The 17,813-nt window shown below is 63.9% G+C and carries 19 protein-coding genes and 1 pseudogene; 11 read left to right on the forward strand and 9 right to left on the reverse strand.

Annotation, left to right across the window (positions count from 1 at the left end):
- The first annotated feature begins 86 nt into the window (after positions 1–86).
- The 9 genes and pseudogenes from ffh (at position 87) to FHW96_RS13740 (ending at position 8,348) form a co-directional block, all read left to right on the forward strand.
- A complete protein-coding gene (gene ffh, locus FHW96_RS13700) occupies positions 87–1,565 on the forward strand; it encodes a signal recognition particle protein (RefSeq protein ID WP_172341141.1) in 1,479 nt (492 codons plus the stop codon).
- A gap of 26 nt (positions 1,566–1,591) precedes the next feature.
- Positions 1,592–1,951 (forward strand): annotated as a pseudogene (gene rpsP, locus FHW96_RS13705) (30S ribosomal protein S16); the annotation flags it as partial.
- A 23-nt stretch (positions 1,952–1,974) separates the two neighbouring features.
- Positions 1,975–2,457, forward strand: coding sequence for a ribosome maturation factor RimM (rimM, locus tag FHW96_RS13710; protein WP_371815721.1), 483 nt, complete (start codon positions 1,975–1,977; stop codon positions 2,455–2,457).
- 3 nt (positions 2,458–2,460) lie between these two features.
- The gene (locus FHW96_RS13715; RefSeq protein WP_172341144.1) at positions 2,461–2,799 is read left to right on the forward strand and encodes a hypothetical protein; all 339 of its coding nucleotides are present in this window, start codon (positions 2,461–2,463) and stop codon (positions 2,797–2,799) included.
- A gap of 115 nt (positions 2,800–2,914) precedes the next feature.
- Positions 2,915–3,685 carry a TIGR04222 domain-containing membrane protein gene (locus FHW96_RS13720; protein WP_172341145.1) on the forward strand — a complete coding sequence of 257 codons (771 nt, stop codon included), beginning with the start codon at positions 2,915–2,917 and terminating at the stop codon, positions 3,683–3,685.
- Positions 3,686–3,733: 48 nt separating this feature from the next.
- A complete protein-coding gene (gene trmD / locus FHW96_RS13725; protein WP_172341146.1) occupies positions 3,734–4,483 on the forward strand; it encodes a tRNA (guanosine(37)-N1)-methyltransferase TrmD in 750 nt (249 codons plus the stop codon).
- Positions 4,480–4,860, forward strand: a complete 381-nt coding sequence (gene rplS / locus FHW96_RS13730) for a 50S ribosomal protein L19 (protein WP_172341147.1) — start codon at positions 4,480–4,482, stop codon at positions 4,858–4,860. Before trmD ends, rplS begins: the two co-directional genes overlap by 4 nt.
- A gap of 126 nt (positions 4,861–4,986) precedes the next feature.
- On the forward strand, positions 4,987–7,239 hold the full coding sequence (locus FHW96_RS13735) for a DPP IV N-terminal domain-containing protein (protein ID WP_172341148.1): 2,253 nt from the start codon (positions 4,987–4,989) through the stop codon (positions 7,237–7,239).
- 83 nt (positions 7,240–7,322) lie between these two features.
- Positions 7,323–8,348: an aspartate-semialdehyde dehydrogenase gene (locus FHW96_RS13740; protein ID WP_172341149.1), complete on the forward strand. Its 1,026-nt coding sequence runs from the start codon at positions 7,323–7,325 to the stop codon at positions 8,346–8,348.
- A 73-nt stretch (positions 8,349–8,421) separates the two neighbouring features.
- Here FHW96_RS13740 and FHW96_RS13745 read toward each other — a convergent pair whose 3' ends face one another.
- Entirely contained in the window at positions 8,422–9,090 is a 669-nt protein-coding gene (locus tag FHW96_RS13745; protein ID WP_172341150.1) for a hypothetical protein, read from the reverse strand.
- 219 nt (positions 9,091–9,309) lie between these two features.
- On the opposite strand from FHW96_RS13745, the gene FHW96_RS13750 reads away from it, so the two are divergent.
- The gene (locus tag FHW96_RS13750; RefSeq protein WP_172341151.1) at positions 9,310–9,612 is read left to right on the forward strand and encodes a hypothetical protein; all 303 of its coding nucleotides are present in this window, start codon (positions 9,310–9,312) and stop codon (positions 9,610–9,612) included.
- A 181-nt stretch (positions 9,613–9,793) separates the two neighbouring features.
- Complete coding sequence (locus FHW96_RS13755) at positions 9,794–10,558, forward strand: alpha/beta fold hydrolase (RefSeq protein ID WP_172341152.1); 765 nt, start codon at positions 9,794–9,796, stop codon at positions 10,556–10,558.
- Here the strand turns inward: FHW96_RS13755 and FHW96_RS26750 are convergent.
- The 8 genes from FHW96_RS26750 to FHW96_RS13795 all read right to left on the reverse strand — a co-directional run bounded on the left by FHW96_RS26750 (position 10,548) and on the right by FHW96_RS13795 (position 17,797).
- Positions 10,548–11,306, reverse strand: coding sequence for an energy transducer TonB (locus FHW96_RS26750; protein ID WP_172341153.1), 759 nt, complete (start codon positions 11,304–11,306; stop codon positions 10,548–10,550). The genes FHW96_RS13755 and FHW96_RS26750 overlap by 11 nt on opposite strands.
- A gap of 95 nt (positions 11,307–11,401) precedes the next feature.
- Positions 11,402–12,400, reverse strand: a complete 999-nt coding sequence (locus FHW96_RS13765) for an FAD:protein FMN transferase (RefSeq protein ID WP_253950952.1) — start codon at positions 12,398–12,400, stop codon at positions 11,402–11,404.
- Positions 12,400–13,365, reverse strand: coding sequence for a DUF4198 domain-containing protein (locus tag FHW96_RS13770; protein ID WP_253950953.1), 966 nt, complete (start codon positions 13,363–13,365; stop codon positions 12,400–12,402). Before FHW96_RS13770 ends, FHW96_RS13765 begins: the two co-directional genes overlap by 1 nt.
- Before the next feature lie 38 nt (positions 13,366–13,403).
- Entirely contained in the window at positions 13,404–13,880 is a 477-nt protein-coding gene (locus tag FHW96_RS13775; protein WP_172341154.1) for a DUF2271 domain-containing protein, read from the reverse strand.
- Between the two features lie 11 nt (positions 13,881–13,891).
- On the reverse strand, positions 13,892–14,515 hold the full coding sequence (locus tag FHW96_RS13780) for a PepSY-associated TM helix domain-containing protein (protein ID WP_172341155.1): 624 nt from the start codon (positions 14,513–14,515) through the stop codon (positions 13,892–13,894).
- A complete protein-coding gene (locus FHW96_RS13785) occupies positions 14,512–15,246 on the reverse strand; it encodes a tetratricopeptide repeat protein (protein WP_172341156.1) in 735 nt (244 codons plus the stop codon). The genes FHW96_RS13780 and FHW96_RS13785 overlap by 4 nt, the downstream gene beginning before the upstream one ends.
- 2 nt (positions 15,247–15,248) lie before the next feature.
- Positions 15,249–17,588, reverse strand: a complete 2,340-nt coding sequence (locus tag FHW96_RS13790; RefSeq protein WP_172341157.1) for a TonB-dependent siderophore receptor — start codon at positions 17,586–17,588, stop codon at positions 15,249–15,251.
- Complete coding sequence (locus tag FHW96_RS13795; protein WP_172341158.1) at positions 17,585–17,797, reverse strand: hypothetical protein; 213 nt, start codon at positions 17,795–17,797, stop codon at positions 17,585–17,587. The genes FHW96_RS13790 and FHW96_RS13795 overlap by 4 nt, the downstream gene beginning before the upstream one ends.
- Positions 17,798–17,813 lie beyond the last annotated feature (16 nt).

Consider the following 17,813-nt stretch of genomic DNA (forward strand, 5'->3'; position numbering starts at 1 on the left):
TCGCTTGATGGGAATGTGCGCTGATCGGCCAGGTTTGGCCCATCGGCGTTTTTGGCGTAATTTTGCGCCGCTGTTGGGGTTGGCTGATGTTCGACGCTCTGTCTGATCGCCTTGGCTCGGTCTTTGATCGGCTGAAGGGGCGCGGTGCGCTCAAGGAACAGGATGTGCGCGATGCAATGCGCGAAGTGCGCATTGCTCTGCTCGAAGCCGACGTGGCCCTGCCGGTGGTGCGCCGCTTTATTGACGAAGTGACCGAGAAGGCCGTTGGGCAAAATGTGCTCAAGTCGGTCACGCCGGGTCAGCAGGTCGTTAAGATCGTTAATGATGCGCTGGTTGAGATGCTGGGCGGGCAGGATGTCCCCGGTCTCGATCTGAATGCCGCGCCGCCGGTGGTTATCATGATGGTCGGCCTGCAAGGGTCGGGCAAGACCACCAGCACGGCCAAGCTTGGCAAGCTGCTGAAGGAAAAGCACGGCAAGAAGGTGTTGATGGCGTCGCTCGACGTCAACCGCCCCGCCGCGCAGGAACAGCTGGCCGTTCTGGGCACGCAGGTGGGCGTTTCTACGCTGCCGATCATTTCGGGCCAGATGCCGACGGCGATTGCCGAACGCGCGATCAATTCGGCCAAGCTTCAGGCTGTCGACGTGCTGCTGCTGGACACGGCGGGCCGTCTGCACGTCGATGCGGCGCTGATGGAAGAGATGAAGGCGGTTGCCGCCATCTCGACCCCGAAGGAAACGCTGCTGGTCGTCGATTCGTTGACCGGTCAGGACGCGGTGAACGTTGCGCAAAGCTTTGCGGGCGAAGTCGATCTGACGGGTGTGATCCTCACCCGTATGGATGGCGATGCGCGCGGCGGTGCGGCGCTCTCGATGCGCGCGGTCACGGGCAAGCCGATCAAATTTGCCGGTATGGGCGAAAAGCTCGACCAGATTGAAGTGTTCAATCCGGGCCGCGTGGCGGGCCGTATTCTGGGCATGGGCGATATCGTCAGTCTGGTGGAAAAGGCCGCGCAGGCGGTTGATGCCGAGGACGCCGAAAAGCTGGCCGAGCGCATGGCCAAGGGTCAGTTCGATATGAACGACCTGCGCAGCCAGTTGCGCCAGATGCAGAAGATGGGCGGCCTTGGCACGCTGGCGGGCATGCTGCCCGGCATGAAGAAGGCGCAGGCCGCGATGGCCAACAGCGGGATGAATGACCGCACGCTGCTGCGCATGGATGCGATCATCGGTTCGATGACCCCCAAGGAGCGCGCGCGCCCCGAATTGCTGAACGCCAAGCGCAAAATCCGCATCGCCAATGGCTCCGGCACGCAGGTGCAGGAAGTCAACAAGCTCCTGAAAATGCATCAGGAGATGGAAAAAGCGATGAAGCAGATCAAGAAGATGGGCGGGCTCAAGGGCCTTGCCGCTTTGTTCGGCAAGGGTGGCCTTGGCGGCGCTCTTGGCGGGATGGGCGGCGGTGGCCTTCCGGGCGGCATGGGTGGCCTTGGCGGCCCCGGCGCCGGCGGGTTGCCTGGTCTTGGTGCTGGTGGCCCGGATCTCACAAAATTTCTCAAGAAATAATACGAATTTATTGGAAAGGTACGAAAATGTCGGTTTCTCTGCGTCTGTCGCGTGGCGGTTCTAAGAAGCGCCCTTACTACAAGATCGTTATCGCCAACTCGACCGCCCCGCGCGACGGCAAGTTCCTGGAGCAGGTTGGCACCTACAACCCGCTGCTGGCCAAGGACGATGAAAACCGCGTGCGTCTGGTCGAAGACCGCGTGAAGTACTGGCTGGGCGTTGGCGCGCAGCCGACCGACCGCGTTGCCCGTCTGCTGGACAAGGCCGGCGTCAAGGAACGCAAGGCGACCTACAACCCCAACGCTGGCGTCCCCGGCAAGAAGGCCAAGGAACGCGCCGAAGACAAGGCCAAGAAGGCCGCTGAAGCTGCTGAAGCGGCTGCTGCTGAATAATGAGCCGGCCCGTGACAATGGCCGCTGTTGCGGCGGCGCATGGCATCACGGGCGAGGTTCGTCTCAAGCTGTTTGGTGAAGGTGTGGCGGCCCTGAAAAGCTACCGCACCTTCAACAATGGCGCGCTGACGCTGAAATCGATCAAGGATGACGGCAAGGGGGGCGCTTTTGCCCGCTTTGCCGAAGTCTCTGATCGAACGGCGGCGGAAAAATTGCGCGGGACGGCGTTGACGGTCCCCCGCTCGGCCATGCCACCTCTGGCACCGGGTGAGTATTATCACGCCGACTTGCTTGGTCTGGCGGCCCATTCCACCACGGGTGCGACGCTGGGTACGGTTGTCGCGGTCGATAATTTCGGCGCGGGCGACATTCTGGAAATCGAAGCGCCCGCGGGCGAAGATGGCAAGAGCCACCGCTTCATGGTGCCCATGCGCGCCGAGGCCGTGCCCGAATGGGACGAGACGCGGGTGCTGATCGAGGATGCTTACGCGCAGGGCTAGGACATGCTCGTCGGAGCGTTCATCCTTGCCATCGTCTTTTTGGTCTTTTGGGTGCAGGGATTATGGGCTCTTCGCATCGCGCGCCGTCGTTTGCGCTGGTCGCGAACCCTGATTGCCAATCTTGTGGCGCTGCCTGCGCTCTTCATAGTCCTTTTCGTTCTGATCGCTTTCGTGGCGCATGGCTGGTTTGATCCTGCCGAAATGGCGAACTGGCTTTTTTTGGGGCCGACGCTTGGCTCGGCGATGGGCCTTTGGCAGGCGGGCGCGGGTGTTGCCTGGTGGATGATGCGGCGCAAAGGGTTGCCGGTCAGCATCACTCGTCTGACAAGAACCTTTGAATAAGGACCGGGCGTACCGCGGTGGTTAACACTTCGTCTGATTTTTGTCCGTTTTTGCAAAGCCGTGATTGTACCTCGCCCGCTTGAAGGTTAAAGACGCGCGGGGTCTTCGTCGCCGGATGGCAGATGAGGAGAGGATCATGGCGGGGCTGGACCCGTTGCAATTAAGCGGGGAACAGTTTCTCGCGGTCTATGCGGTTTTGCTGCTGGCGGCGGCGGGCATAGCGTGGGTGCTGCCGCATTGGCTGCGCCCCGATGGCCGGACGGTGGTTCTGCATCAACCTTTTGAACTTGCCTGCCTTTCGGGCGGGGCCACGCGCTATGCTGAAACTCTGGTGGTCACTTTGATGCAGGCGGGCCATCTGGCCTTGCGCGACGAAAGCCATTTCGAACCCCTGCGTCCCACGGCGGGCCTCAGCCGCGCCGAGGTGACGGTGCTGGGCCTGCCGCCGGGCACCGACTGGGCCATGCTGATGGCCAGCCTGTGGGGCGCGATCCATTGGGTTGAACTGCGGTTGATTGCGCGGGGGCTGTGGGTGGATCGGGCGGATTGGTGGCGTATCCGGGGCTGGGCCTGCCTGCCTTATGTGCTGGTGCTGATCTTTGGCGCTGTGCGCTGGGAGATCGCTTTGCTGCATCGTCAGCCGGTGCCGTATCTGGGCTGGCTGCTGCTGGCGGCATTGGTGGGGGGGATAATGCGTTGCGCCACCATTGACCGGCGGACGCGGGGCGGGAGCCGGGTTCTGGCGCGGGCGCGGCGCGATGCGCGCAATCTGCGCCGAGGGCGCCAGATGGAGGAGGCGCAAATGGCTGTCGCTCTGTTCGGCACCGAGGTTCTGGCCGGCACGCCTTATGAGGCGCTGCATCGGTTGCGGATGGGGCGGGGTTAGCCCGGATGCCCCCTTGCGGTCGGGCCGCGCAGGGGGCATGGGGGCGCGATGACCTTTTCCGCCACTGTCCTGACGCTTTATCCTGATATGTTCCCCGGCCCGCTGGGGGTCAGCCTTGCCGGCCGCGCACGCGAAGAGGGCAAGTGGGACATTGACGCCGTTCAGATCCGCGATTTTGCGCAGGACAAGCACCGCACCGTGGACGACACGCCCGCGGGCGGCGGGGCCGGGATGGTGCTGAAAGTCGATGTGCTGGCCCGTGCGATTGACCATGCGCGCGGCGCAGGCCCGATGGGCCGCCCGGTGATCGCCATGACCCCGCGCGGCAAGCCTTTGACGCAGGAGCGCGTGCGCGAACTGGCGACCGGGCCGGGGGTGATCGTGCTTTGCGGCCGTTTTGAAGGGTTTGACGAGCGGATTTTCGCCGGGCGCGATGTCGAGGAGGTCTCGATCGGCGATATTATCCTCTCGGGCGGCGAACCGGCGGCAATTATGCTTCTGGACGCTTGCATTCGGCTGCTTCCCGGCGTAATGGGCGCGGCCTCTAGTGGGGATGATGAGTCGTTCGAAAACGGATTGCTCGAATATCCGCACTATACCCGACCCAATGATTGGGAAGGACGATTGATCCCTGAAGTGCTGCGATCGGGGGATCATGGAAAAATCGACGCCTGGCGGAAACAACAGGCGCGCGAGGATACTCGGTCACGCAGGCCCGACCTTTGGGAGCGCTACGGTGGTGCTTCGGGTCAGTCTGCCTCTGGCGCGCGGCGCAAAACGAAGGATTTGGGTCAATGAACCTGATTCAGCAGATCGAAGCCGAAGAAATCGCCAAGGCGCTTTCGGCTACGGGCAAGGAAATTCCGGAATTCCGCGCTGGCGACACGCTGCGCGTGGGCGTGAAGGTTATCGAAGGCGAACGCACCCGCGTTCAGGCCTATGAAGGCGTGGTGATCGCTCGCTCGAACCGCGGCATCAACTCGAACTTCACCGTGCGCAAGATGTCGTTCGGCGAAGGCGTGGAGCGTGTATTCCCGCTCTACTCGCCCAACATCGAATCGATTACCGTGGTTCGCCGTGGTGTCGTGCGTCGTGCGAAGCTGTACTATCTGCGCGGCCGCACCGGCAAACGCGCACGTATCGCCGAGCGCCGCGACACCCGCGCGGAAGGCTGAGCCGGAACAAAAGTTCCCCAGCCAACCAGCGGAACACCGTGACAAGGGCGCCTCGGCCAAGACAGCCGGGGCGCCCTTTTGCTTGCGCGCCATTCATCCTTGCTCTGACAGGTATCCTTCCTTGCCATGCGCTTTCCCGCTCTCCTGCTTGCCGCAGCCGTGTTCGCGCCTGCGCCCTTCGCCTTTGCGCAGGGGGCGGCTATGAACAGTGCCGTGAGCGCGCCTGCTTTGGCCACGCTGTCTTTCGAGCGGGTGTTTGCCAGCCCTTCGCTCAACGGGCCTGCGCCGCGCGGGGTCAAGCTGTCGCCTGATGGCCGATACCTGACGCTCTTGCGCAACCGCGCCGATGACCGCGAGCGCTATGACCTGTGGGGCTATGACCGCCAGAGCGGGCAATGGCAGATGCTGGTCGATTCGGAAAAGCTGTCCTCGGGCCGCGCCTTGTCCGAGGCGGAAAAGATGCAGCGCGAGCGCCAGCGCATCGGCGATCTCAAGGGCATCGTCACCTATAGCTGGGCGGCCGATGGCAAGAGTGTGCTGGTGCCGCTTGATGGCGAATTGCTGCTGGCCGGGCTTGATGGCTCGGTGCGCAAGGTTGAAGGGGCGGGGGCCGATGCGCTCAACCCGCGTCTCAGCCCCAAGGGCGGCTTCGTTTCCTTTGTCCGCGAGCGCCGCCTGTGGGTGGTGCCGGTGGGTGGCGGCGCCCCGCGCGCGATCACGCCGGTGGAAGCCAGCCAGACCGTCCATTGGGGCGAGGCGGAATTTGTCGCCCAAGAGGAAATGGCCCGCCTGACCGGCGCATGGTGGTCTGGCGATGACAAGCATGTGGCGGTGCAGCGTTTCGACGAAGCCCATGTCGGCATCGTCACCCGCGCGGCCATTGGCGCAACCGGCACCAAGACTTTCGACCAGCGCTATCCGGCGGCGGGAACGCCCAATGCCGAAGTCTCGCTCTATGTCGTCAGCCCGGATGGCGGGGCTCCGGTCAAGGTCGATCTTGGCACGGAACCGGATATCTATCTGGCCCGCGTCGATTGGGCGCCCGATGGCAAGACGCTCTATGTTCAGCGCGAGGACCGGGCGCAGACCCGCCTCGACATGCTGCGGGTCAATCCGGCCACGGGGCATTCAGAGGTCCTGTTCAGCGAGACCGCGCGCCCCAAGAGCTGGATCAACCTGACCGACAATTACCGCTTCCTGCGCGACGGCAGCCTGATCTGGTGGAGCGAGCGCGATGGTTTCGGCCATCTCTATCGTCTGGCCAATGGCCAATGGCGGCAATTGACGCATGGGCGCTGGGTGGTCACCTCGCTCGACGGGGTGGATGAAAAGGGTGGCAAGGTCTTTTTCACCGCCACCAAGGACGATGTGCTGGCCCATCAGGTTTATGCGCTGGATTACGCCCATCCCGGCGAGCCGAAGCGCCTGACCGATCCGGCCTTCATGAACAGCGCGACCATGGACCGCAGCGGCCAGACCCTTGTGGTAACGCGCAGCGCCCAGAACCAGCCTGCGCAGACCTATCTGGCCGATGGCACGGGCAAGCGCCTGGCATGGGTTGAGGAAAACCGCGTGGATGCCGGCCATCCCTACGCGCCCTTCCTTGCCGCCCACCGCGCGCCCAGTTTCGGCACGATCAAGGCGCAGGACGGCAGCGACCTGCACTGGAAGATGATCACGCCGGTCATGGAGCCGGGCAAGCGCTATCCGGTGTTCTTTGAACATTACGGCGGCCCGCATGTGCAGGTGGTCAACAAGGGCTGGTCGGGCGCTTTGGCGCAGGCGATCGTGGCCAAGGGCTATATCTATTTCGAGATCGACAACCGGGGCAGCGCCAACCGGGGCGTCGATTACGAGAGCCAGATCTGGCAGGCGATGGGCACGGTGGAAGTGGCCGACCAGATCGCCGGGGCCGATTACCTCAAGAGCCTGCCCTTTGTGGATGCCGGGAAGATCGCCACCTATGGCTGGTCCTATGGCGGCTATATGACGCTCAAGATGCTGGAGGCGCATCCCGGCGCCTTTGCGGCCGGGATCTCCGGCGCGCCGGTGACCAAGTGGGAGCTTTATGACACCCATTATACCGAGCGCTATATGGGCGACCCACGCAAGGTTCCGGAGGCTTACAAGGCTTCGAACGCCATCGATAAATCCGATGCGATCCGCGATCCGCTTTTGCTGATCCATGGGCTTTCGGATGACAATGTGGTGTTTGAAAATTCCTCGGCGCTGATCGCCAAGATGCAGAACGAGGCAACGCCTTTTGAAATGATGCTGTATCCCGGCCATACCCACCGCGTGGGCGGGCCCAAGGTCAGCGTTCATTTGTGGAACACGATTTTCGCTTTCCTGGCACGGCATGGAGTGACGCCGCCGTAATTCTCTAGCCAGTTGTTGTAATGCGGCTTTGCGTCTCAGGCCGCGTGAAACAGGTCCCTTTATGGGCCGCAGGAGTGAGTAACATGGGTTATCGGGTTGTCGTCGTTGGCGCCACGGGCAATGTGGGCCGCGAAATGCTCAACATCCTTGCCGAGCGTGAATTCCCCATCGACGAGCTGGCGGCGGTGGCTTCGTCCCGTTCGCAGGGCACCGAGATCGATTTCGGCGAAACCGGCAAGAAGCTGAAGGTTCAGAACATTGAACATTTCGACTTCACCGGCTGGGACATCGCCCTGTTTGCCGCAGGTTCGGCGCCGACCAAGATCTATGCCCCCAAGGCCGCGTCGCAGGGCTGCGTGGTGATCGACAACTCGTCGCTCTATCGCATGGACCCGGACGTTCCGCTGATCGTGCCCGAGGTTAACCCGGACGCCATCGACGGCTATACCAAGCGCAACATCATCGCCAACCCCAACTGCTCGACCGCGCAGATGGTTGTGGCCTTGAAGCCGCTGCACGACAAGGCGAAGATCAAGCGCGTCGTGGTCGCCACCTATCAGTCGGTGTCGGGCGCGGGCAAGGAAGGCATGGACGAGCTGTTCGAACAGAGCCGCGCGATCTTTGTCGGCGATCCGGTCGAGGCCAAGAAGTTCACCAAGCAGATCGCTTTCAACGTGATCCCGCATATCGACGTTTTCCTTGATGATGGTTACACCAAGGAAGAATGGAAGATGGTGGCCGAAACCAAGAAGATCCTTGATCCCAAGATCAAGCTGACGGCAACCTGCGTGCGCGTGCCGGTGTTCATCGGCCACTCTGAAGCTCTGAACATCGAGTTCGAGGAAGAAATCTCGGCGGCCGAAGCTCAGGACATCCTGCGCGAAGCCCCTGGCGTGATGCTGGTCGATAAGCGCGAGAACGGTGGTTATATCACCCCGGTCGAATGCGTGGGCGATTTCGCCACCTTCATCAGCCGCGTGCGTGAAGACTCGACGGTCGACAATGGCCTGTCGCTGTGGTGCGTTTCGGACAACCTGCGCAAGGGCGCGGCTCTGAACGCGGTGCAGATTGCCGAACTGCTGGGCCGCCGCCACCTCAAGAAGGGCTGATCGGCGCGCCAGTGATGGCAAAGCAAAAGGGTGGGGCAGGCAAAACCTGTCCCACCCTTTTGTATTTGCGAGTTTAGTTCACCCGTTGCGTCACTGTGGTGGTCGTGGTGGCGACAGGCCCGGCGACATGGGCGCTGTGGGCGGGTTTTTTCGCCACGCGCGTCTTGACCACCTTCTTGGCGGCCACCCGGCCCGTATTCTGCGTGGTCACTGTGGTTTCCACTGCGGACTTTTGCTCCATGGCGGCCTGAGCGCTGGCACGGGCCGCTGCGGCATCCTGCTGGGCCGCCTGCGCGGTTTGCTCGGCACTGGCGGCGCGCTCATTGGCCGCCGCAACCTGTTGAGCTGCGGCCTGCTGAGATGCCTCGCTGGCCTGCTGCTGGGCAATGGCGGCATCGGTCTTGGCCGCCTCGACACGGGCTGCGGTGCGCTCGGCCTTCATGCGCTGGGCTTGACCAAGGTTGGCATCGGCGATCATTGCGGCATGATTGGCGGTTTCGATGGCCTCTTCCTTGCGGCCTGCCGACAGATCCTCGCGCGCATCGGCCAATGCCTGCTTGGCCTTGGCCTGATCCACCGCCAGCAGCGTGTCGGCCCCGGCGGTATCGGCCGCACCGATCTTGGCTTCGGCCACGGCGATGGCCTTTTTCGCGCGGTCGGCCTTGCCCTCGGCCATGGTGGGGCTGCTCCATGCCACGGCCAACATGGTGGCGGCGAGCAGCGTGCTGTGAAGGGTCTTCATGGGTCTACTCCTCTCGAACATGGTACATGTTCAAGGAAGAGTCCGGCGAGGCGATGGTTCCACGCGACGAGGCGAGCCGCTCGCGCAGTCAGCTCCAGCTTTGTACGAAATGCCCGAAATTGCCCGATAAAAGCATGAGCAGAATTGCGCATACCGGACGCCTGTCCGAAAAGCTAGGCCGCGCGGCGCGGGGGTGGGGACTTTCGCATAGGAGGAGTTATGAATATCCGTTTTGGCCTCGCCGCCGTGGTTCTGGCCCTTGCCGGCGCTACGCAGGCCAATGCCGCTGCTGCCGGTGACGCTGCGCTGGCCGAAATCCTGCCCCATGTGCCGCGCGATGCCGATGGCAAGGTCACCCGCGAAGCTTTCGTCGCCTACATGGAAACCGCCTTTGACCGCGCCGATACTGCCAAGAGCGGCCAGATCGACCCGGCCCGGCTGAAGCGCGCCAGCGCGGCACGCGTCTGTTCGCCCATGTTCGGCCCGCGTTATGTGCCCGGTGCCTCGCTGACGGGCTGCTGAAACAGACAACAGATCATGCAGGGCGGGCGCTTTACCCGCCCTGTTTCCTTTCGCGCCTTTGGAGCGCCTTTCCTTGATCCACGAATATTTTCAGGCATCGGCTGGCACAAGCCGCTTGCCCCTTTGGCTTTTCCGCGCTTATCGCGATCTCCTTGCCCATTCGCCCGAAGAGGATGTCGTCATGCCCGAAACAGTCACCACCAGCTATTTTCGCGGTTGGGCGGGAACGCGGCTGGCGCTCCACCGTGTGGGTGCGGGGCGGCCTTTGCTGCTGTTCCACGGACTGTTTTCATCGGCGGCGATCAACTGGGTCAAATATGGCCATGCCGAGCGTCTGGCGCAGGCCGGGTTTGAGGTCATCATGCCCGATCTGCGCGCCCACGGCATGAGCGAGGCGCCCCATGACGCCACCGCCTATCCTGAGGACGTGCTGGTCACCGATGCCTTGATGCTGGTGCGCGAATTGGGGCTGGAGCCGGGCGGCTTCGATCTGGGCGGTTTCTCGCTCGGTTCGCGCACGGCCACCCGCGCGGTGCTGGCCGGCCTTGAGCCGCGCCGGTTGATCCTTGCGGGCATGGGGCTGGAAGGGCTGGCAGGATGGGCGCGGCGCAGCGCCTTTTTCCTCGACGCCATCGCGCGTTACGGCACCATCAAGCATGGCGATCCGGCCTATGTGGCCCAGCAATTCATGAAGGCGCAAAAGGTCGACCTGCGCGCCGCGCAATTGCTGCTGCAATCGGTGGATGATACGCCGCCTTCGGATCTGGCCGGGATCACCATGCCGACGCTGGTGGTCTGCGGCGCCATCGATCAGGACAACGGCAGCGCCCCGCGTCTGGCCCAGACCTTGCCCGATGCGCGCTATGCCGAAATCCCCGGCACGCATATGAGCAGCGTGACCCAGAAGGAACTGAGCCAGCAGATGGTCGAATTTCTTACTTCTTAAGCCCGAAAGGAATCTTCAGGAAACCGCGCAGCATTACCGCCTCGCCGCCGCGCATCATCGGGGTCCAGCGCCATTTGCGCACGGCCTCCAGCGCGGCCTTGTCGAGGCGGGGGAAGCCGCTGCTGTTCGTGACCGAGATTTCCGCCACGCGCCCGTCCGTGCCGACCAGCAGGCCCAGCGTCACCGTGCCTTCCTCCATATTCCGCCGCGACTCCAGCGGATAGGACGGCGGGGTGAAGGAGAGGATTCGTGCGCCCAGATCACCGACCTCAGCCGGACCCGCAGGCGCCTTGGGCGCGGCGGCCACCGGGGCGGGGGCCGGAGGAGCAGGCGGCGCGGGGGGCTGCGCGGCCGCTTCCTGACCCACGGCAATCGCCACGGCCAGCGGCGGGGTGGGGGCTTCAGGCTGCGGTTGGGCCACGGCTTGCGGCAATTGCGGCATGTCGACCGTCTTGGCCACCGGCTTGCTCTCGGGCGTCGAGGGCGGCGGCGGGGCGGTCAGGTCCATCGTCACGACATGATGTTCGCGCTTGGCATGGGGGGCGACATTCATCCACACCATCGCGGAAAACAAAGCGCCGACCGCCAGCGCGGAAGCCAGCATCGCGCCTCCGCGCGGGCGTTGCGATTGCTGGGCATAGCGGGCGCCGGGAATGAAGGGGGTGTTGGGAGCAAGGCTGACCGCCGCCGCAGGAGCAAAGCTGAGTCGCGCATCATAATGGACGGAAAACTCGGCTTCGTCAGTCACTCGGAAGGCGTACATGGAATGCCTCGCAGGGTCGTTAATGCTCGCTATTGCTAACGATTAGCAAAAGGAGGCTGCTCCGGCAAGGCTTATTGCATCTAATTCGCAATCATATCGTTTAGCGCTGCGCTCAACACCTCGGCCCCGTCTTCCATCACCCAGCGCGCCGCCAGCCCCCGCCGATCCGCCATTTCCCGCCCCTGATCCGGCCCCAACACGCTCATCGCGCTGGCCCAGCCATCAGCGATCATCGCTTGGGGGTGGATCACGCTGCACGCCAGCACGCCATTATGCGCCGGACGCCCGGTGGCCGGATCAAGATTATGCCCGCCGCGAACATAGGTGCCCGACGTCGCCACCGCCAGACCATGCAGTGCGATTCGCAAGGGAGCCAGGCTCGTCGGATTTGGGGCCATGCCCAGCGGATTTTCCAGATCCACCCACCATGGCTGGCCATCGCTCTGCACGCCCCAGCCGAACAATTCGCCGCCTACCTCGACCAGCCCATGGCGCACGCCCATCGCCCGCAGCATCGCGGCAAGTGCATCGACGCCGTAGCCCTTGGCAATGCCCGACAGATCAAGCGACACTTCGCCCGGTTGGCGCAATCGTCCTGCCGCACCATCCCATGCCAGACGTGAAACATCGCAAAGGGCGCGCAGCGCAGCCACTTCATCATCACCGGGCGGCAAGGCCACAGGCCCGGACGGACCAAAGCCCCAGCGATCAACCAGCCGCCCCATGGCCGGGCTGAACGCGCCCCCGCTGGCCTGCGCCAGATCGAGCGAGGCCTCGATTACATGGGCGAAATCGGGCGAGAGCGAGGCCCATTCGCCGCCTTGTAAATTGTTGAAAAGGCAAAGCTCACTGTCGGACTGCCAATGGCTCATCTGGCGCACCAGATCATCGAGCCGCGCGGCAATCGTCCCGCGCAGATCATCGCCGGCCCAGACCGCGCTAACCCGCCAGACCGTGCCCATGGTCTGACCCGAAAGCGCCACCACGGGCGCCTTCGGGTCCAGTCCGCGCAGGGCATCGCCGTCAATGACCGAGGGCAGGGCGACACGCACCTGCGCCATCCCCGCCCCCGTCATCATCAGGGCGCCATCACCTCGACGGTGGCGGTATAGGTCATCCGACGCTCGGTGGCGCGCGGGGTGGCGGGGTGGTTGTCGGTGGCGCTCACGGTCATCCAATACATGCCCGCGCCGGTCCACTTGACCGTGGCCACGCCATTGGCATCGGTGGTGACATCATAGCCGCCCTCGGCGTCGCGATAGCGCTTGCCGCCCGGAATGACCGTCAGCTTGAGGCCCTTGGCGGGCTTGCCGTCGATCAGGAAGCGGAACTTGCCCGGTTCGTTCGACACCAGATCGTCGGGATGGGTGACGGGATCGAATTCCAGCCCCTTGCCGGTGGGCTTGAACAGGGTGGTGGTGGGCGCGCCGCGCGTGACGAAGACCTCGTTGCGGCTGATCGCTTCGGTCAGTTTCAGATCGGTGGCATTGGCCGGAATGGCATCGAGCGCCACGGTTTCCAACGGAGCGCCGCCCGGACCACCGGGCCCGCGACCCTCACCGGGACCACCGGGGCCGCGTCCTTCACCGGCCGGACCACTCGGGCCACGGCCTTCACCGCCGGGACCCCCCGGACCCATCGCGCCCGCGGGCGGACCGGGGCGGCGGCCAACGCGCTTTTCCACGCCATCGACCTTGAAGCTGCCCATCACGTTAAAGCCCTCGGTGCCGATCTTCCACGTGCCCGGTTGGGTCAGGTGAACGTCGAAAGTGCTGCGATAGCGGGCGGTGACGCCATGCTCGATCTTGCCCGGCGTGCCGTCTGGCGCGGTCACCTTGACCTGAGCCAGTTGCATCGGGAAATGGTCGGGGAAGAACAGGTCGTTCGACACGGCGGCATCGATACTGGCCCAGGGATCTTCGTCCGAATAATTGGTGGCGACCGGCAGCAGCCACTGGCGATGCGCCGAAGCCGTCATCGGCAGCGCAAGGGCAGAAGCGCCCGCCAGCAGGGCAAGCGACTTGAAAATCATCTTTTTGGCCATGGGGAGGCTCCTTGATGTTTTGGGGGCAGGGTGGGGGATCAGGGGAGGGTGACGGCGACTGCGCCGATTTCGCCGGTTCCAGCCGACTTGCCGCCGGTCTTGGCCATGGTGAAGGGCACGCTGACCAGTTCGCGGCCGCCGGTCTCGCGCGCAGCTTCAACCTTGAGCGTATAGGCGCCGGGCTTGAGATCGGCGGGCAGGGGGATGGTGTGATGGCCCGGCGCGCGGGTGGCGCCCGAAATGCCCGCGGGCGGCGTGCCGATGTTGCGCCCGGCCACGCGCCACCATCCGCGCAGGTCGGAAAGCCATTTCGTGCCCGGATCGCCGCGATGGTCGGCGTCATACCAGATGGCGACGGTGCGCGGCTGGATGCCTGCGCCCTCGACCCAGATGGCGACATAGGGGCGATGATATTCGGCAACGTTCAGGCGCGGCAGGTCGATCGAGATCGAACCGGCCATTGCTACGCCCGGTGCCAAGGCCAGGACGGGGGCAAGCAGGGAGGAGGGTTTCATCAAATCTTCCTTTAAGGAACAAGGAAATGGATAAGCAGCAGCGGTGCAATCAGCCCCAGCCCCACCAGCGGCCATGTCGAACGGCGACGCTTGGAATGGAGTTGCAGCAGCAGCAGGCCGGTGAGTGTGAAGACCACGCAGGCCACCGCGAAAATGTCGAGGAACCACACCCAGGGGCCGCCCGCATTGCGCCCCTTGTGGAGATCGTTGGCCAGCGAGAGCAGGCCACGGTCGGTCATTTCCGCCGTGATGGCGCCATCGGCCGGGTTGATCGAAACAAAGCCATCGCCGCCCGGACGGGGCAGGTTGACCGTGATCGCATCCTCGGCCCATTCGGCATCGCGGCCCGAAACATCGATATGGACGGCCTGCTCGACCGCGCTGGCCACGGGCGCGGGCAGGGGGCCGGTGGTGGCATGATGCGCGCGCAGCAGCACCAGCGCTCCGGCCGACAATTGTCCATTGCGATCCACCACGACCGGTTGGGCGGAAAAGGCGCCCGCATGGTTCAGCGTGATCCCGGTGATGGCGAAAAACAGCATGCCGATCAGCGAGATCGCCGCGCTGATCCAGTGCCATGTGTGGAACTGGCGCTGCCACCATTGTTTGGCCGCGCCATTCTTCTTCTTGCTCATGCCGGGGTCATGTCCGTCGATAAAATCTGGTCGGCAAACCGGCGCAGGCTTTCTTCCTCGCGCCCGTTCAGCCATTGGGCCATCTGATGGCGGAACCGGGCATGGCCAAGGCGCGCGGCCTCGGCAAGCCAGCGCTGCGCCACTTCCAATCGCCCATGCGCTATTTCCATTCGGGCATGGTTGAAGCAGCCGCGAAAATCGCCGCCCTCGGCCGCGCGGGCGTAGTGATAGGCGGCAATGTTCAGATTGACCGGAACTTCCCAGCCATCCTCGTGGAACGACCCGATCATGTTTTGCGACTTGGCATGGCCCATGGCGGCCGCGCGGCGGAACAATTCCAGCGCGTGTGCGCAATCCTGTTCGACGCCGCGCCCAAGGGTGAGCGCGGTGGCGTAATTGTAGAGGCCCCAGACATCGCCCTTGTCGGCCGCGGCGGCAAACCATGATGCGGCAAGGTGGGGGGTCTGATCCACGCCCCAGCCCTGATCGAGACAGCGGCCCACCATGTTCATCGCCGGGGCCAGACCCGATTGGGCGGCCTGAACGAACCAGCGGAACGCGCCCTGCGGATCGGTGTCCACACCGTGCCCGTCCAGCAGACACTGGCCGTAATGCAGCGCGGCGAGGCGGTCGCCGCCCTGTGCTGCATCAAACAGCGCAGCGGCGGCGCCGGCGGGTTCCCCCGCCAGCACCGCCCGCCACTCTTCCACCGATAGCGGGGAATGGCTCATGCTCAATACTTCAGGCTCAGGCTGGCCAGCAGGGTGCGGCCAGCCGCCTGATGGGCATAGTGACTGGTATAGGCCTGATCGTAATACAGTTTGTTGGTCAGGTTGAGCGCCGAGAGCTTGACGCCGACATGATCGGTCAACTGATACGAGGCATTGGCGTCAAAGCGCCAGTAGGAAGGCACATAGACCGCGCGCACCGTGGCGGCCGTGCTGCCATAGCTGTAGCCGCCATAGACCTTGGACATATAGATCGCGCCGCCGCCGATCGTGAACTTGGGCGTGACCTTATAGGTGGTGTTGAGCGTGAAGCTGTCGAGCGGCGTGTTGGGCGCGCGCTTGCCGGTGGTGGCCGATGCGACATAGACCCCGCCGACCAACGTCGAGCCGCTGTTGAGCATCACCGAGGGCATATGCGCCCAGCCGCCGAACAGGCTCCACTTGTCGGTGACATTGCCGCTGACGCCCAATTCGATGCCGCGCACGCGCTTGTCGCCGATGAAGGTGGCCGCGCCCGTGTCGCTCGTCACGCGCAGATTGGTGGTGCGCGTCTGGAACACCGCCAGCGAGACCGAGAGGTTCTCGTCAAACAGGTTCCACTTGGTGCCCGCTTCATAGGTGGTGGTCTTTTGCACCTTGAGGCTGTTGGGGTCCAGGTTCGCCGTGGTCAGCGTATTGTCTTCGGTGCCCTGAGCCAGGAATGTGCCCGGAGCGACAGCCGAGGTCGAGGTGCTGATATAGAAGCTGCCGTTCGGGCGGGGCTTGTAAACCAGACCGGCCTGATAGGTGAACAGGTTGTCTACCCGGCGCTGCCACGTGCGGGCGGCGGTAAAGGGGGCGGCCACGGCCGCGCTGGCATGGGTCAGATAGCGGTCATAGCGCCCGCCAAGGTTGAGCAGCAGCTTGTCGGTCAGCGTGATCGTGTCAAACGCATAGGCCGAAAGCGTCGTCCAGTCGGCAAAGGTCATCGAGGCGGTGCCCGCCTTGACGACACTGCCGGTCCAGGGATCGAGCGGGTTGGGATTGGATGCGCTGGTGCAGATATAGTTGCTGCCGGTGCTGGCGGTGGCGCAGGCTTGGGCTGCGGCGATGGCGGTGCCGCTGGTGTCGGCATAGTAATTGCCGATGGCCGACTTTTGCCAGTTATATTCAAGGCCTGCGGCAAACGAGTGCTGGATGCCGCCGGTGTTGAACTTGCCGGACAGATCAAGCTGTTCGACCAGGCCGTCCTGCGTGCTGTAGCGCGCGTTGGAACGGCGCGAGATCGTGCCGTAGGTGTAGAGGTTGCCGCGCGAATCGTCGGGCTGGGTCCAGAGGTAGTTCTGCTCGGTGTTGGTATAGCGCAGCGTGTTGCGCAGCTTCAGATCCTTGGCCAGTTGCGTTTCAAACCGCGCGCCAAAGCCGTCGGTGTTGGTCGTGCGGAAATCGCGGTCGGTCAGGCCGTAGAACGTGCCGCGGCTGCGCTGGACCGTGCCGCCGCCGGCGGTGGTGAAGGCCGAGGTGCCCAGCGGGGCGATTTCGGTGTAGCCGGCGGGCAGCGAGGAGGCGATGCGCGTATAGGGAATGCCCTGATCGGGCAGCTCGCTCGACTGCATGTGATAGAAGTCGAGCGTCAGGCTGGTGGGGCCGGTCATGCCGATTTTCAGCGAGGGCGCGATGCCCCAGCGGCGCTGCCACACATAGTCGCGGCCCGCCACGCCCTGATCGTGATACATGGCGGCCACGCGCGCGCCGACGAAATCGCTGATCGGCTGGTTGATGTCCAGCGTGAAGCGCTTGTAATCCTTGGTGCCATAGGAGGCGTCGGCATTGATGAAGCGACGCTTTTCCGGGCGCTTGGACACGATGTTGATCGAACCGCCGGCATTGCCCGAACCATTGGTGATGCCATCGGAACCCTTGGTGATTTCGATGGCTTCGACCGCGAATGTTTCGCGGCTGGTGGCGGCAATATCGCGCACGCCGTCCAGATAGATTGAGTTCTGGCTGTCCGAGCCGCGCAGGAAAGGACGGTCGCCCAGCGGATTGCCGCCTTCGCCCGCGCCCAGCGTGATGCCCGGCACCGTGCGCAGCGCCTCGGCCAGCGTGGTCGAGGAGGTGTCTTCCAGCACCTGACGCGTCACCACCGTGATCGAGCGGGGGGTGTCGACCAGATCGGCGGTTGCTTTGGGCGAGGACTGGCGCTCGGTCTTATAGGTGCCGCCCGTGACGGCGGTGTCGGTGACGGCAAAGCTGCCCAGATCGGCCTGCTGGGGGGTCTTTTCGGCGGCCAGCGCGGGATTGGCGATGGCCGGTGCGATCAGCGATGCGGCGCCGAGCAGAAGAGGTTTGCTGCCGGAGGTCATGGGTTTTCCTTATTGCGATTAAGTTGCAAGAGCCTATTGAGCAAATGCGAATGCGTTGCAATAGGAAAAATGAATAAAAATTCATTGCCTTTTCCCTCGATCAGGCCCGCGCGAAATTTAAACCGGCGATAACCAGCGCCGCCCGCGCTCTGGGCGAAAACCGCAACGATTCCGCCCGATTTACGCTCTTTTTCTGCGGGGCCGCCCAAGGGATTTTGCCTAGAT

Source organism: Novosphingobium sp. SG751A, assembly GCF_013149295.1.
Lineage (GTDB): Bacteria > Pseudomonadota > Alphaproteobacteria > Sphingomonadales > Sphingomonadaceae > Novosphingobium.